Genomic DNA, 15,374 nt, shown 5'->3' on the forward strand with positions numbered 1-15,374 from the left:
CGGCTTGCCTATTGCTTGCTGCACAGCGAGACGACCTTCTGCTCTTCCTCCGAGAGGCTCGGGCCGGGGGTGGGCTTCGGGGTCTCCTTGGCCGGTGACGACGGTGAAGCCGTCGGCGACGCCGCCGGGTTCGGGGTCGCAGTGGCCTTGGACGCGAGGGAGGTACGGCTGGTTCCCAGCGTGCCTCCGGCCTCGCCCTCGCCCGTGCTCGCGTTGTTCTCGCTCTCGGCGGCGCGCCGCTCCGCCTCCTTCTTGCACGCGGAGGCCTGCACCGCGAGTTCCTCGATCTTCGCCCGGGCGTTCTGCAGGTCGCCCTCGGTGATGGTCGCCTCGACCAGTTTCTGCTGGTACGGCGGCAGGTACTTGAGTTCGATCTCGGGGTGGTCCTTCTCCACCTTCGAGAGCGAGACCCAGGCCAGGTCCTGGCTGATGCCGCGGTACAGGGCGACGTGCTCGTCGTTGGCGCCGACGTAGTACTGGGTCTGCGTCCAGCGCCACCCGCCGTACATGCCACCGCCGATGACGGCGAGCGCGAGCGCGCCGTAGAGGGTCCCCTTCAGCCACCTGCGGTTCTTGCGGGGCTTGACGAAGTCGTCGTCGCCGTAGTCCCCGAAGGACGCCGCGGGGACGTAGCCGGTGGTGTCGCCGCTGCCGGGCGGGCCGAACTCGCCGCCGCCCTGTCCGCCGCCCTGGCGGCCGAGGTGCGCGGCGCGGCCGGCCGGGGTCTGCATGATGCCGTTGTCGTGCAGCTGGTACTGGTTCTCGGCGACGGCGCCGACCACGACCGGGGTGTCGGACAGCTGCTCGGCGAGGGTGTCGCCGGTGTCCAGGTCGAGGACGTCGGCGACGATCACGGTGATGTTGTCGGGGCCGCCGCCGCGCAGCGCGAGCTGGATCAGCTCCTGCACGGTCTCCTGCGGGCCCTGGTAGCTGGCGAGGGTGTCCTCCAGCGTCTGGTGGGACACGACGCCGGACAGGCCGTCGGAGCAGATCAGGTACCGGTCGCCGGCCCGCACCTCACGGATCGACAGGTCGGGTTCGACGTGGTCGCCGCTGCCGAGCGCGCGCATCAGCAGGGAGCGCTGCGGGTGGGTGGTGGCCTCTTCCTCGGTGATGCGGCCCTCGTCGACCAGGCGCTGCACCCAGGTGTGGTCCTGCGTGATCTGCGTCAGCACACCGTCGCGCAGCAGGTACGCGCGCGAGTCGCCGACGTGCACGAGGCCGAGCCGCTGGCCGGTCCACAGCAGGGCGGTCAGGGTGGTCCCCATGCCCTCCAGCTGGGGGTCGTCCTCGACCATGGAGCGCAGCTGGTCGTTGGCGCGCTGTACGGCCGTGCCGAGGGAGGTGAGGATGTCGGAGCCGGGTACGTCGTCGTCGAGCGCGACGATGGTGGAGATCGCCTCGGAGGAGGCCACCTCGCCGGCCGCGGCGCCGCCCATGCCGTCGGCGATGGCGAGCAGGCGCGGGCCCGCGTAACCGGAGTCCTCGTTGCCCTCCCGGATCATGCCCTTGTGCGATCCGGCGGCGAAGCGCAGTGACAGACTCATGCGCACCTCGCCCGTCGGCTCCGGGTACAGCCGGTCGCGTCGAGCCACACTGCCCACCCTCCGGTCGGGAGCGCGCCGGTGCCCGGGGTGCCGGGCGCCGCTGCGTGCTCGCTCCGCTCGCGCTCATTCATGACGTAGCACTACTTCCGCAGCTCGATGACGGTCTTGCCGATGCGGATCGGCGCGCCCAGCGCGATCGGTGTGGGGGTCGTCAGCCGGGTCCGGTCCAGGTAGGTGCCGTTGGTGGAGCCGAGGTCCTCGACGATCCACTGGCCGTCGCGGTCCGGGTAGATCCTGGCATGGCGGCTGGAGGCGTAGTCGTCGTCCAGCACGATCGTGCTGTCGTGCGCCCGGCCCAGGGTGATGGTCTGACCCTGGAGCGCGACGGTGGTGCCGGTGAGGGTGCCCTCGGTCACCACGAGTTTGGTGGGCGCGTTGCGGCGCTGGCGGCCGCCGCCCTGCTGACCGCGCTGCTGCGGAGGCGCGGTCTGCTGGGGGCGCGCGGCCTCCCGGCGGGCCCCCCGCTGGGTGACACGCGTACCGAACAGATCGCTGCGGATGACCTGCACGGCCACGATCACGAACAGCCACAGTACGGCCAGAAAACCCAGCCGCATGACCGTGAGGGTCAGCTCTGACATTGCCCCCGGATCACCCTTCGGCTTGCCTATAGATAACGGTGGTACTGCCCACGACGATCCGCGAGCCGTCGCGGAGCGTAGCGCGGGTGGTGTGCTGCCCGTCCACCACGATGCCGTTGGTGGATCCGAGATCCTGGATCGTCGAGGGCGTTCCGGTCCGGATCTCGCAGTGCCGGCGGGAGACGCCGGGGTCGTCGATCCGCACGTCGGCCTCGGTGCTGCGGCCCAGCACGAGCGTCGCGCGGGAGATCTGGTGGCGGGTGCCGTTGATCTCGATCCAGTGGCGGGTGCGCGCGCCGGGCGCGGTCGCGCCGGGACGCGGGGCGGCGGCGGGCTGCGGGTATCCGTAGCCGCCGGGACGGCCGGCGCCGGGCGGCGGCGCGGCCGGCATGGGGGGAGCACCCGCGGGCGGCTGGGCGCCGGGCGGTGGGTAGCCGTAGCCCCCGCCCGCCGCGGGCCGGCCGGCGGCCGGCGCGGAGGCCGGTGCCTGCTGGCTGCTGGAGGACGCGAGCGTGCGGCTGCGCACCCGGTACAGGCCCGTGTCGAGGTCGTCGGCCCGTTCCAGGTTGACCTTGATGGGGCCCATGAACGTGTAGCGCTGCTGCTTGGCGTAGTCGCGCACCATGCCGGCGAGCTCGTCGCCGAGCTGGCCGGAGTACGGGCTGAGCCGCTCGAAGTCGGGCGCGCTCAGCTCCACGATGAAGTCGTTGGGTACGACCGTCCGGTCGCGGTTCCAGATCGTCGCGTTGTTGTCGCACTCCCGCTGGAGTGCTCCCGCGATCTCCACGGGCTGCACCTCGGACTTGAACACCTTGGCGAAGGTGCCGTTGACCAGACCTTCGAGACGCTGCTCGAACTTCTTCAGGACTCCCATGGGGCACCTCCTCCGCCGTTGCCGTCCTGTGTACTGCGCTGCATGCTGCCGTGCCGTCCCGTCCCGCGGTCCGACGTGACTACCTGGTACTGCTTACTGATCGTATCCACGCGCCGGTGAATCGGCTGGTTCCCCCTGTCCGCCCGGTCGACGGGTGTCGACGCCTGACGACGTTCCCTCAGGGGCTCCTCTTCGAACCCGTCGAGCAGCATGCCTGCGCGTACTCCTGCCCAGGATCGTAGAGGGGGCCGTAGACCAGTGTCCCGCACCTGACTGTGCTCCCCGACCGGCTCCTGCGGAGATGACCGGGACCGGTACGAGGTTGATACGTGAACAGGTACGGGTTGATACCTGTTGGACTCGGGGGACTTGTGGGATTCGTGGGGCGGGGAGAGGTCGAGGCACGCGCACGCGTGCGGGACCGGTGGCTGGGGGCGCGGGGACGGGGGTGGGGCGTTGCCTGGTTCCTGTCGTGGGCGTGCCTGGTGGGTGCCCGGTGGGCGCCGGGCGGCTGCTCGTCGTCGGCTGTTCCTGTGCGGCGCCGCTCGGCGCGTGCGGGGCGGCGAAGGCTCCGTGACCTGCTGGGGGGCAGGTGGGGAGCTTGCGGGCGCTCGTCGGGCGGTCGCGCGCCGGCTCCCCTCGCGGGAGAGAAAGGGATGTGAATCCACCCCGGACAGCGTGCTAATGTTCTGGGTGTCGGAAGGCGCCAGGCCCGAAAGGGCGGGGCCGGAAGACACACCCAATGCGCGGGTGGCGGAATAGGCAGACGCGCTGGATTCAGGTTCCAGTGCCCGCAAGGGCGTGGGGGTTCAACTCCCCCCTCGCGCACACCGTGAGAACGGGCGGCATCGTCAAGATGCCGCCCGTTTTCGTGTGTCCGGGGGTGGGTGGGGCGTGGTGACCAAAGTCACTGGCCGGTCCCTGGTCAGTCGCTGGTCACCCACCCGGTCGGCAGGCCGATTTTGATCTTGTACGTCTCTGGGGATGGGTGCCTCCGTTTTCGTGCGCCCGGGAGTGTCGCGGGTCGGGCGCGGGGCCTGGGTCGGGCGCGGGTGTGGGTGCGGCTCGGTCGTGGGTGACGGCTCATGGGGAACGGTTCCTGCCGGGTCCCCGGGTCTCATGCCTTGTTCTCCTCGTTCTCCTCGTTCTCCTCTTGTTTCTCCTCTTGTTCTCCTGCCTCGTCGGGAGGGGCCGAGGTGGGGCGAACGAGGTTTTCCACAGGGTCTGACGCCTTTGCGTCGTCGGCTGTACCGTCGGCACGAGTTGATGTTCGTGCGTGCGGGGGAGGCGGTCGCGGTGACCGAGGTCGATGCGGGGACGGGCGGGGCGGTCGTGGTTCCGGCGCCGGCGGCTCCCGGTGGCGGTGCGCGGCGGCTGCCCCCGGTGCGCGGCTTCGCGCGGTGGCCCCAGGAGGGATCTGCCAAGGACGCCGGCAAGGCACTGCGCGGCAGCGTCCCGCGCGGCGCGCATGCCGTGCTCGACCTCGACGCCGCCCGGCCCGGCGCCGTCGGCGCGGTGGAGGAGTCCAATCGGGGCCGCATCCCCGGGCTCGCCCCGATCCGGGTGGGCCGCATGGCGGCGACGCCGTTCGCCTTCCTGCGCGGCTCCGCGGGTCTCATGGCGTACGACCTGGCGCGTACGCCGGTGACGCGGATCCGCGCCCAGATCTGCGGCGACGCCCACGCGGCGAACTTCGGGCTGTACGGCGACGCGCGCGGCGGCCTGGTCATCGACCTGAACGACTTCGACGAGACGGTCCAGGGCCCCTGGGAGTGGGACCTCAAGCGGCTCGCGACGTCCCTGGTGCTCGCGGGCCGCGAGGCCGGCGCGGACGAGGACACCTGCCGTCGGGCGGCCCACGACGCGGTCGGCGCCTACCGGCGCACCATGCGGCTGCTGGCCGGACTGCCGGTGCTGGACGCGTGGAACGCCATCGCGGACGAGGAACTGGTCTCCCACACGGACGCGCACGACCTGCTCGGCACGCTGGAGCGGGTCTCCGAGAAGGCGCGCGCCAACACCAGCGGGCGCTTCGCGGCCAGGTCGACCGAGCCCACCGAGGACGGCGGTCGCCGTTTCGTGGACGCCCCGCCGGTGCTGCGGCGGGTGCCGGACGCGGAGGCGGCGGCGGTCGCGGCGTCCCTGGAGCCGTACCTGGCCACGCTGCCCGAGGACCGTCTGCCGCTGCTGGCCCGGCACGCCGTGCACGACGTGGCGTTCCGCGTCGTCGGCACGGGCAGCGTCGGCACCCGGTCGTACGTCGTGCTGCTGCTCGACCACCGGGGCGAGCCGCTGATCCTCCAGGTCAAGGAGGCCCGGCCGTCGGTGCTGCTGCCGCACCTGGCGACCGCCGGGTTCGAGGTCCCGCAGGTGACGCACGAGGGGCAGCGCGTGGTCCTGGGGCAGAAGCGGATGCAGGTCGTCAGCGACATCCTGCTCGGCTGGACGTCGGTCGAGGGACGGCCGTTCCAGGTGCGGCTGTTCCGCAACCGCAAGGGCAGCGTGGACCCCGCCGCGCTCGCCGCCGACCAGGTGGACGACTACGCGCGCATGACCGGCGCCCTGCTGGCCCGCGCCCACTCGCACAGCGCCGACCCGCGCCTCGTCGCCGGCTACTGCGGCAAGAACGAGGAGCTGGACGAGGCGATGGCCGCGTTCGCCGTCGCCTACGCCGACCGCACGGAGGCCGACCACGCCGACCTGGTCACGGCGATACGGGCGGGCAGGATCGCGGCGGAACTGGGGATGTGAGGGGCCCGGTCGTCCGGCGGCGGGAGCGCCGGTGGGGTGTGCCCACGGGGGTGCGTGGGAGCGCGGGTGAGGTGGGCCTCCTAGGGGTGTGCGGGAGCGCGGGTGAGGTGTGCCGACCTGGGTGGTGGGTGGTAGCGGCGGGTGAGGAGTGCCGACCCGGACAGCAGGCGGGGAGCGTCGGGGTGAGGCAGGTCGCCCGGACGGCGAGGGCTGTCGGCGCCCTGGAGGGCCGCCGGTCATTCCGAGGCCGGTGAGTCCGGACTTCAGGGGGTGGAGCGAGGCCGGGGCCGCCGGTTGTTTCGAGGTCGGTGAGCCCGGACTGTCGGGGGTGGGGTGGAGCGAGGCCGGTGGGGCCGGACCATCGGGGCGGAGCGAGGCCGTCGGACCCGTGGCCTACGCTGGGGCGCGTGACGACCCCGGAAGCTGAGCAGCCGAGGCCCGAGGACCGGCTGGAGCAGGCCGTGCGGGCCGCCGAGCAGGCGCTGATCGAGTACGAGATCGCCGTGGAGACCTTCCGCGTGGAGGTCGAGAACTTCTCGCGGCTGCACGAGCAGAAGCTCGGCCCGATGTACGCGCGGCTCGAGGAGCTGGACGCGCGGATCCTGGAGGCGCGGGCCGCCCGCAGCGGCGACCCCGAGGACCGCCGCCGTGCCGACGAGGCGCGGGCCCGCCTGATGCCGATCCCGGGCGTCGAGGAGTTGCTGCACGGCTGGATGGACGGGGACGGGCTGTTCCCGGAGGCCGCGGCGATGCTCACGGACCAGCCGGTGCGGCCACCGCAGCGGGTACGGCCCAGTGAGGGCGCCCGCAAGCTGTTCCGCGACCTCGTCCGCAAGGCCCACCCGGACCTGGCGCAGGAGGAGAAGGAACGCGCGCGGCGCGAGGAGTTCATCACCCGGGTCAACGCCGCCTACGCCCGCGGCGACGAGACGGAGCTGCGGGAGCTGGCCGACGAGTGGGCCGCGGGTCCCAAGGTCGAGCGCCGCCCGAGCCGGGCCGAGGAGCTCTACGCCCGCCTGGAGTGGCTCGCCGAGCGCAAGGACCTGCTTGCGGTGATCGCGAAGGAGCTGGAGGAGAGCGCGATCGGCGCGATGCTCCGGCTCGCCCCGGACGACCCGGACGCGCTCCTGGACGAGATCGCCGGCCAGCTGACCGCCCAGGTCGCCGAGCGCGAGGCGAAGCTCGCGACCCTGCTGGACACGCCCTAGGGGTCCGGTAGCGTCGGGGTATGCAATTCGGAGCTGGTGTGCCCACGGTTCAGGTCGCGGACCTCAAGGACGGCGACTTCCTGCTGGACGTCCGAGAGGACGACGAGTGGAAGGCCGGTCACGCCGAAGGGGCGCTGCACATCCCGATCAGTGAGTTCGTGGCCCGGTACGGCGAGCTGACCGAGGCCGCGCCGCAGGACGGCAGGGTGCATGTGATCTGCCGTTCCGGCGGGCGTTCGGCGCAGGTCACGATGTATCTGGCGCAGCAGGGCATCGACGCAGTGAACGTGGATGGCGGCATGCAGTTGTGGGAGGCGGCGGGTCGTCCCGTCGTGACGGACGAGGGAAAGCCGGGGCACGTCCTGTAGGGACGCCGCCCGTACTCCCGCTTTCCGGCGTCGCCTTGCTCTGCCCTCCTTCACCTTCCTTTACCTTTCTCGTCTTTCTTCGCCTTTCGTTCTCCGCGGGTTGTCCTTAACCCGAGGGATGTCCCGATCCGGTGTGGCCACCCCCGGCCGCGACCGGTGGCCGGGGGTGTGCCGGGCGGGTGCGCCTGAGTACCGTTCCGTGCGAGCGCCGTGCAGCGGCGGACACCGGCGATGCGAACCGGCCCGCGGGCCGGCGCCACGGCCGGGGGGAACGACTGACCGACGGACCGGACACATCGGGGAACGGGGCGGAATGGACGCGTACGACGGAGGCTCGGACGACCGGCACGGGCCGGACTCGTCGGCCTCGCCGGACTCTTCGGCCTCGTCAGCCTCTCCGGCCTCTCGGGACTTGCCGGACTCGCCGGGCGAGGCGGGCGAGGCGGTCGGTCACGGGGGCACCGGGCCCGGCGCCGCCGTGAGCGCCGACCCGCCGCCGGCCGAGCCGCCCCCCACCGACATCACGACGCTCTCGCCGCGCCACCAGATAGGCGTGGCGCTGGCGCTCGCGGTCGTCGCGGCGGCCGTCTGCGTCCACCTCGGCATGTCCTTCCTGCACGTCGCCCCGGCGAACGCCGTCACCAAGCAGCACGGGCAGGCCATCGACGACTGGATCTACCCGGAGTTCGAGCAGAACTGGAAGCTGTTCGCGCCGAACCCGCTGCAGCAGAACATCGCCGTCCAGGTCCGCGCCGAGGTGCGCACGGGCGACGGCGCGACGCGCACCACCGGCTGGTACGACCTGTCCGCGCAGGACGGCCGCGCCATCGACGGCAACCTTCTGCCGAGCCACACCCAGCAGAACGAACTGCGCCGGGCCTGGGACTTCTTCACCGCCACGCACGGAGCCGACAACCGCCCTGTGGGCCTGCGCGGCGCGCTGTCCGAGTCGTATCTGCGGCGCATCGTGGTGCTGCGGCTGGACCGCGCGGACGTGGCCGGTCCGGGCGGTGCCGTCGAGCGGGTGCAGGTCCGGTCCCGGACCACCAACGTGCCGCCCCCCGAGTGGACACGGGAACGCGTCTCGGACAAGCCGGCCTACCGGGTGCTGCCCTGGTGGCCGGTCTCCGAGGCCGACACCGACGTCGAGGCCGACGGCAGCGCCGACGGCCGCTCCGACGTCGATGCCGCCGCCGCGGCCGAGGGGAGCGCGCGGTGAACCGTCTCGCCCTGTACTTCTCCCAAGGCATCGCCCGCGTCACGGGCGCCGCCCTCGGCCCGTACCAGACGGCGATCGTCCGGATCGGCTTCAGTCTGACCTGGCTGCTGTTCCTGCTGCGCGAGCTGCCGCACCGGCACGAGCTGTACGGACCCGACGGCCCCTGGTCCTGGGAGCTGGGCCAGCAACTGATCGCGGCCAACGGCGCGTTCACGGCGCTGATGTGGTCCGACGGCCGGCTGTGGTTCGAGGCGGTCTACGCGTTCGGCGTGCTGACCAGTGTGCTGCTGCTGCTCGGCTGGCGGACCCGCACGATGTCGGTGCTGTTCATGGTCGGAGTGCTCTCGCTGCAGAACCGCAGCATCTTCATGGGCGACGGCGGCGACAACGTCCTGCACCTGATGTCGATCTACCTGGTGTTCACGCGCTGCGCCCAGGTGTGGTCGCTGGACGAGCGCCGGCAGCGCCGGGCGCGGGCCGCACGCGCGCGTGGCGAGCGGGTCGTGGACCGGACAGGGCCGTCGCTGTGGTGCGTGCTCGGGTTCGCGCTGGTCGCGGTGACCCTGGCGGGCAAGCTGGACGGCGACCCGCTCGTACCGGTCGTGCTGTGGGGCGTGTGGCTCGCGCAGGCCGTGTGGTGGCTGGTCGGGCAGCGGTCCCGGACCGGCCGGTCGCGCGTGATGCTGGACGCCGTCGGCAACATCGTGCACAACGGCGCGCTGTTCGTGATCATGGCCGAGGCCTGTCTGATCTACGCCACGGCCGGCTGGTACAAGATCCAGGGTTCGCGCTGGCAGGACGGCACCGCCGTCTACTACCCGCTGCACCTGGAGTACTTCTCGCCCTGGCCCGCGCTCGCCGACCTGCTGACCGCCAGTGCCACGATGCTGCTGCTGGTGACCTACGGGACGGTGATCGTGCAGGTCGCGTTCCCGTTCACGCTGTTCAACCGGCGGGTGAAGAACGTCCTGCTGGTGGCGATGATGACCGAGCACGCCGTGATCGCCGTGGTGCTCGGTCTGCCGTTCTTCTCGCTGGCGATGATCGCGGCCGACGCGGTGTTCCTGCCGACGCCGTTCCTGCGCCGCCTGGGCGGCTGGGCGGCACGCGTGCGTGACCGGGCGACGGGCCGCGGGGAGCGCCCGGCCGGGCCGGCGCAGCGTGCCGAGGAGAAGGCCGAGCAGCCGCACGTAGGCTTCCCGGCATGACCGATCCCGGCCCCGATCCGCTGCGCGTCTGGCACCGGCTCGCCGACACCGCCGTGCTGCTGGACGGCTTCCACGCCCTCAAGCACGCCGTGCGGTTCGGCGCGGAGGTGCCCGTGGCGGTCACCGCCGACCGGTCCGCCGCGCTCGCGCTCGCCGAGGAGCTGGCGCCGGACGTCCTGGCGGCGCTGGACGGGCTGCTCGCCGAGGTGCCGGAGGCGACGTACCGCGGGCTGGTCGCCCGCCCGCATCCGACCGCCGTGGCCGCCCTGGCCGTACGGCCGTCCCGCGAGGCCGGTCTGCGGAAACTGGCGCACACGCCCCGGACGGCGCCCGTGGTGGTCCTCGACAACCCGCGCAACCTGGGCAACGCGGGGGCGGTGATCCGCCTGGCCGCCGGTTTCGGCGCGACCGGCGTGGTCACCACCGGCACCCTCGACCCCTGGCACCCCGCGGTGGTGCGCGGCGGGGCGGGGCTGCACTTCGCGACGGCCGTGGAGCGGCTGACGGTCGCGGAACTGCCGCCGGGGCCGGTCTTCGCCCTCGACCCCGAGGGCGCGGACATCCGCGGTGTGCGGCTGCCGGACGACGCGCTGCTGGCGTTCGGCTCGGAGCGCAGCGGGCTGTCGGCCGAACTGCGCGCCCGCGCCGACCACTTGGTGGCGCTGCCGATGCGCCCCCAGGTCTCCAGCTACAACCTCGCGACCAGTGTGGCCATGACGCTGTACCACTGGAGCGCGACCGGCGGCGCGCCGGTCTAGGCCGGGTCCGCGAAGCGGCAGCCCTCCGGGCGACGACGCCGCTTCGCGGACCCGGCCCGGGGCATCACGCCCCGCGCCCCCTCACCTCACGCCTCCCTGCGGACCTCGACCACACGGAAGCGGTTGGCGACGAACGCCCCGTCGCACAGGGCGGAGTTGGCCGCCGGGTTGCCGCCCGAGCCGTGGAAGTCGGAGAAGGCGGCCGTCTGGTTGACGTACACCCCGCCGGTGAGGTTGAGGGACAGCTGGGCGGCCTCCTCCAGGCAGACCTCCTGCACGGCCTGCTCGACCTCGGCGTCGGTGGTGTACGCGCCGACCGTCATGGCGCCCTTCTCGCGGATCGTGCGCCGCAGCAGCTCCACCGCGTCGGCCGCCGAGTCGACCGCGACGGCGAACGCGACCGGCCCGAAGCACTCGCTCATGTAGGCGGCCTCGGCGTCCGGCTTCGCGCCGTCCAGCTTCACGATCACCGGCGTGCGGACCACCGCGCCCGGGAACTCCGGGTGGGCGATCTCGCGGGAGGCGAGGGCGACCTCGCCGAGCCCGGCGGAGGCCTCCAGGCGGGCCTTGACGTCCGGGTTGACGATCGCGCCGAGCAGGGCGTTCGCCCGGGCGTCGTCGCCCAGCAGGCCGTCCACGGCCTTCGCGAGGTCGGCGACCACCTCGTCGTAGGACTTGGGGCCCTCGTCCGTGGTGATGCCGTCGCGCGGGACGAGCAGGTTCTGCGGGGTGGTGCACATCTGGCCGCTGTAGAGCGACAGGGAGAACGCCAGGTTGGCGAGCATGCCCTTGTAGTCGCCGGCCGACTCCACGATCACCGTGTTGACGCCGGCCTTCTCCGTGTAGACCTGGGCCTGGCGGGCGTTGGTCTCCAGCCAGTCGCCGAAGGACGTCGAGCCCGTGTAGTCGATGATCCGGATCTCCGGGCGGGTCGCGAGGGTCTTGGCGATGCCCTCGCCGGGCCGCTCGGCGGCCAGCGCGACCAGGTTCGGGTCGAAGCCGGCCTCCGCCAGCACCTCGCGCGCGACCCGCACGGTGAGCGCGAGCGGCAGCACCGCGCGCGGGTGGGGCTTGACCAGGACCGCGTTGCCGGTGGCCAGGGAGGCGAACAGGCCCGGGTAGCCGTTCCACGTGGGGAAGGTGTTGCAGCCGATCACCAGGCCGATGCCGCGCGGGACCGGCGTGAACCGCTTGGTCAGCGCGAGCGGGTCGCGCTTGCCCTGCGGCTTGGTCCACTCCGCGGTGTCGGGCGTGCGGACCTGCTCCACGTACGCGTACGCCACCGCCTCCATGCCGCGGTCCTGCGCATGGGGGCCGCCCGCCTGGAACGCCATCATGAAGGCCTGGCCGGAGGTGTGCATGACCGCGTGGGCGAACTCGTGCGTCCGGTCGCTGATCCGCTTGAGGATCTCCAGGCAGACCACCGCGCGCAGCTCGGCGCCGGCGTCCCGCCAGGCCCGCATCCCGGCCTTCATGGCGGGCAGCAGCACGTCGACGTCCGCGTGCGGGTACGTCACGCCCAGCTCGATGCCGTACGGGGAGACCTCGCCGCCCACCCAGTCGTCCGTGCCGGGCTGGCCGAGGTCGATGCGGGTGCCGAGCAGGGCGTCGAAGGCGGCTTTGCCCGCGGCCATGTCCAGGCTGCCGCCCTCCCCGTAGGCCTTGGGGTGCTCGGGGTGCGGGGACCAGTACGCGCGCGTGCGGATGGCTTCCAGCGCCTGGTCGAGGGTGGGCCGGTGCCTGGCGATCAGGTCGTGCGCGGTCAGTTCGGCGGCCATGCGGGACCAACTCCTCGTCTCAGGAACTCTTCGTCGAGCTCTTGGACCTGAACAGAAACGGTGGGCGGGAACGGGCGGTCAGAGTTAGAGTAACCGAACGATCGGTCGGGACAAGGGGGCCTGCCGCATCTGTGGAAAACCCCGTGCGGGAGGATCGCGCCCATGACAGCACTCGACCTCAGCAGCCCCGTGGCCGTCGTCGGCACCGGCACCATGGGTCAGGGCATCGCCCAGGTCGCGCTGGTCGCGGGCCACCCCGTCCGGCTCTACGACGCCGCCCCCGGCCGCGCCCGGGCCGCGGCCGACGCGATCGGCGCCCGCCTCGACCGGCTCGTCGAGAAGGGCCGGCTCGGCAGCGCCGACCGGGACGCCGCGCGCGCCCGGCTGCTGCCCGCCGAGAGCCTCACCGACCTCGCGGACTGCGCCCTGGTCGTGGAGGCGGTGCTCGAACGTCTCGACGTGAAGCGGGAACTCTTCACCGAGCTGGAGGGCATCGTCGCCGACGACTGCCTGCTCGCCACCAACACGTCCTCGCTGTCCGTCACGGCCATCGGCGGCGCCCTCACGAACCCCGGCCGCTTCGTCGGCCTGCACTTCTTCAACCCGGCGCCGCTGCTGCCGCTGGTCGAGGTGGTCTCCGGGTTCGCCACCGACGTCACGTCGGCCACGCGCGCGTACGAGACCGCCCGCGCCTGGGGCAAGGCCCCGGTCGCCTGCGCGGACACCCCCGGCTTCATCGTCAACCGCATAGCCCGGCCCTTCTACGCCGAGGCGTTCGCGGTCTACGAGGCACAGGCCGCCGACCCCGCCACCATCGACGCGGTGCTGCGCGAGTCCGGCGGCTTCCGGATGGGTGCCTTCGAGCTCACCGACCTCATCGGGCAGGACGTCAACGAGTCCGTCACGCGCTCGGTGTGGGAGTCGTTCTTCCAGGACGTGCGCTTCACGCCCTCGCTCGCCCAGCGGCGGCTCGTGGAGTCCGGCAGGCTCGGCCGCAAGAGCGGCCGGGGCTGGTACGACCACCGGGACGGCGCCGAGCGCCCCGAACCGCACACCGCGGAGCCGGCCCGGCCGCCCGCGTACGTCGTCGCCGAGGGCGACCTCGGCCCGGCGTCCGACCTGCTCACGCTGATCCGCGAGGCGGGCATCCCGGTCCGCGAGGAGGACGAGGACCACGGCACCCGGTTCGTGCTGCCGAGCGGCGGCCAGCTCGTCCTCGCCGACGGGCAGACCTCCGTGGAGTTCCGCGACGTCGTCTACTTCGACCTCGCCCTCGACTACCGCCGTGCCACCCGCGTCGCCCTGGCCGCCTCCCAGGACACCTCGCCGCGCACGCTCGCCGAGGCCACCGGCCTGTTCCAGGCCATCGGCAAGAAGGTCAGCGTCATCGGCGACGTCCCCGGCATGATCGTCGCCCGTACGGTCGCGCGGATCATCGACCTGGCGCACGACGCCGTGGCCAAGGGCGTGGCCACCGAGGAGGACATCGACACCGCGATGCGGCTCGGGGTCAACTACCCTCTCGGACCGTTCGAGTGGAGCCGCAGGCTCGGCCGCAACTGGGCATACGCCCTGCTGGACGACCTGCATCTGCGCGACCCCAGCGGCCGCTACGCGCCGTCCCTCGCGCTGTACCGCCACGCGTACGCCTCCGACAAGCGGGAGGGCAGCACCTCATGACCACCGCCAGGCGCGACACGTACACGCCGGAGACCCTGCTGTCCGTCGCCGTGCGGGTGTTCAACGAGCGCGGCTACGACGGCACGTCGATGGAGCATCTGTCCAGGGCGGCCGGCATCTCCAAGTCCTCGATCTACCACCACGTCTCGGGCAAGGAGGAGCTGCTTCGCCGGGCCGTCAGCCGCGCCCTGGACGGCCTCTTCGGCATCCTGGACGAGGAGCACGCGCGCGAGGGGCACGCCGCCGACCGGCTGGAGTACGTCGTACGGCGCATGGTCGAGGTGCTGCTGCGCGAACTGCCGTACGTGACGCTGCTGCTGCGGGTGCGCGGCAACACCGGGACCGAGCGGTGGGCGCTGGACCGGCGCCGGGAGTTCGACCACCGGGTCGCCGAGCTGCTGAAGGCCGCGGCGGCCGACGGCGAGGTGCGCGGCGACGTGGAGGTGCGGCTCGCGACCCGGCTCGTCTTCGGCATGATCAACTCGATCGTCGAGTGGTACCGGCCGGAGGTGCGCGGCATGGGGGAGCGCGAAGTCGCCGACGCGGTGGTGCGGTTGGTGTTCGACGGGCTGCGCAGGGCCGACGCCTGAAGCACGTGCAGGGAGGGGGCGGCCCTGCGGCTCGGCGCACCCTCGGCCCCGGGGCGAGTGCTCCGGTCCGGGGCCGGGGTCAGTCCTGGGGTTCCAGGTCCTCCTCCTCGAAGACCAGCAGCGTGCGCGTGCTGAGCACCTCCGGGATCGCCTGGAGCCGGGTCAGCACCAGCTCGCGCAGCGACCTGTTGTCGGCGACGTGCACCATGAGCAGCACGTCGAAGTCCCCGCCCACCAGCGCGATGTGGGAGGCCCCGGGCAGCTGCCTGAGCTGTTCGCGCACCGTGCGCCAGGAGTTCTGGACGATCTTCAGCGTGATGTACGCCGACGTGCCGTGGCCCGCCCGTTCGTGGTCCACGCGCGCGCCGAAGCCGCGGATCACGCCGTCCTCGATGAGCCGGTTGATGCGCGCGTAGGCGTTCGCCCGCGAGACGTGCACCCGTTCGGCGACCGACCGTATCGACGCGCGGCCGTCCGCCTGGAGCATCCGCAGGATGTCCTGGTCTATGGAATCCAGAGGGCGCGGGGGCGGGAGCGGCCCGCCGGGGTCCGCCCCCGCGGCCATTTGTTCAGATGCCATCTCCCCCGGCCTCCCTACCATGGACGTAATGCGTTCATTTGAGGTTGTGGAGAACCGATTGTCCACAGCGTGACGGCGCCTGTAGCCAAAATGTGCCGGCGACCGAACAATCGGTAGGTGGGGCGCGTCACAGACGCCGCGCCTCCGAAGCCGCTCCCACCAGGAGGTGCCG

The 15,374-nt window shown here is 72.5% G+C and carries 13 protein-coding genes and 1 tRNA gene; 9 read left to right on the forward strand and 5 right to left on the reverse strand.

The genetic code is table 11. The annotated features are described in order from the left end of the window. Positions 1-8 precede the first annotated feature (8 nt). From QC282_RS17770 to QC282_RS17780, 3 genes are all read right to left on the reverse strand, one after another. Positions 9-1,547 (reverse strand): Stp1/IreP family PP2C-type Ser/Thr phosphatase, encoded by a 1,539-nt coding sequence (locus QC282_RS17770; protein ID WP_279550436.1) that lies wholly within the window; start codon positions 1,545-1,547, stop codon positions 9-11. A gap of 140 nt (positions 1,548-1,687) precedes the next feature. Beyond that, positions 1,688-2,188 (reverse strand): FHA domain-containing protein, encoded by a 501-nt coding sequence (locus tag QC282_RS17775; RefSeq protein ID WP_279550437.1) that lies wholly within the window; start codon positions 2,186-2,188, stop codon positions 1,688-1,690. A gap of 10 nt (positions 2,189-2,198) precedes the next feature. After that, positions 2,199-3,062 (reverse strand): DUF3662 and FHA domain-containing protein, encoded by an 864-nt coding sequence (locus QC282_RS17780; protein ID WP_279550438.1) that lies wholly within the window; start codon positions 3,060-3,062, stop codon positions 2,199-2,201. A gap of 744 nt (positions 3,063-3,806) precedes the next feature. On the opposite strand from QC282_RS17780, the gene QC282_RS17785 reads away from it, so the two are divergent. The 7 genes from QC282_RS17785 (at position 3,807) to QC282_RS17815 (ending at position 10,574) form a co-directional block, all read left to right on the forward strand. Beyond that, a tRNA-Leu gene (locus QC282_RS17785) sits at positions 3,807-3,890 on the forward strand. 438 nt (positions 3,891-4,328) lie between these two features. Further along, positions 4,329-5,813: a DUF2252 domain-containing protein gene (locus QC282_RS17790; protein WP_279550439.1), complete on the forward strand. Its 1,485-nt coding sequence runs from the start codon at positions 4,329-4,331 to the stop codon at positions 5,811-5,813. A 407-nt stretch (positions 5,814-6,220) separates the two neighbouring features. Beyond that, positions 6,221-7,021 (forward strand): hypothetical protein, encoded by an 801-nt coding sequence (locus QC282_RS17795; RefSeq protein ID WP_279550440.1) that lies wholly within the window; start codon positions 6,221-6,223, stop codon positions 7,019-7,021. Positions 7,022-7,059: 38 nt separating this feature from the next. Then, positions 7,060-7,389 carry a rhodanese-like domain-containing protein gene (locus QC282_RS17800; RefSeq protein ID WP_279550533.1) on the forward strand — a complete coding sequence of 110 codons (330 nt, stop codon included), beginning with the start codon at positions 7,060-7,062 and terminating at the stop codon, positions 7,387-7,389. Between the two features lie 313 nt (positions 7,390-7,702). Beyond that, entirely contained in the window at positions 7,703-8,608 is a 906-nt protein-coding gene (locus tag QC282_RS17805; protein ID WP_279550441.1) for a DUF5819 family protein, read from the forward strand. Further along, the gene (locus QC282_RS17810; protein ID WP_279550442.1) at positions 8,605-9,816 is read left to right on the forward strand and encodes an HTTM domain-containing protein; all 1,212 of its coding nucleotides are present in this window, start codon (positions 8,605-8,607) and stop codon (positions 9,814-9,816) included. Before QC282_RS17805 ends, QC282_RS17810 begins: the two co-directional genes overlap by 4 nt. Then, positions 9,813-10,574 (forward strand): TrmH family RNA methyltransferase, encoded by a 762-nt coding sequence (locus tag QC282_RS17815; protein ID WP_279550443.1) that lies wholly within the window; start codon positions 9,813-9,815, stop codon positions 10,572-10,574. The genes QC282_RS17810 and QC282_RS17815 overlap by 4 nt, the downstream gene beginning before the upstream one ends. An 86-nt stretch (positions 10,575-10,660) precedes the next feature. On the opposite strand, the gene paaN is transcribed toward QC282_RS17815, so the two are convergent. After that, entirely contained in the window at positions 10,661-12,352 is a 1,692-nt protein-coding gene (paaN, locus tag QC282_RS17820; RefSeq protein ID WP_279550444.1) for a phenylacetic acid degradation protein PaaN, read from the reverse strand. Positions 12,353-12,514: 162 nt separating this feature from the next. Here paaN and QC282_RS17825 point away from each other — a divergent pair, with 162 nt between their 5' ends. Both QC282_RS17825 and QC282_RS17830 read left to right on the forward strand, forming a co-directional pair. Then, positions 12,515-14,032 carry a 3-hydroxyacyl-CoA dehydrogenase gene (locus QC282_RS17825; RefSeq protein WP_279550445.1) on the forward strand — a complete coding sequence of 506 codons (1,518 nt, stop codon included), beginning with the start codon at positions 12,515-12,517 and terminating at the stop codon, positions 14,030-14,032. Next, a complete protein-coding gene (locus tag QC282_RS17830) occupies positions 14,029-14,622 on the forward strand; it encodes a TetR/AcrR family transcriptional regulator (protein WP_279550446.1) in 594 nt (197 codons plus the stop codon). Before QC282_RS17825 ends, QC282_RS17830 begins: the two co-directional genes overlap by 4 nt. Before the next feature lie 79 nt (positions 14,623-14,701). Here the strand turns inward: QC282_RS17830 and QC282_RS17835 are convergent, their stop codons facing one another. Beyond that, positions 14,702-15,202, reverse strand: coding sequence for an Lrp/AsnC family transcriptional regulator (locus tag QC282_RS17835; protein WP_279550447.1), 501 nt, complete (start codon positions 15,200-15,202; stop codon positions 14,702-14,704). Between the last annotated feature and the right edge of the window lie 172 nt (positions 15,203-15,374).

The organism is Streptomyces sp. DH24, assembly GCF_029813775.1.
GTDB lineage: Bacteria > Actinomycetota > Actinomycetes > Streptomycetales > Streptomycetaceae > Streptomyces.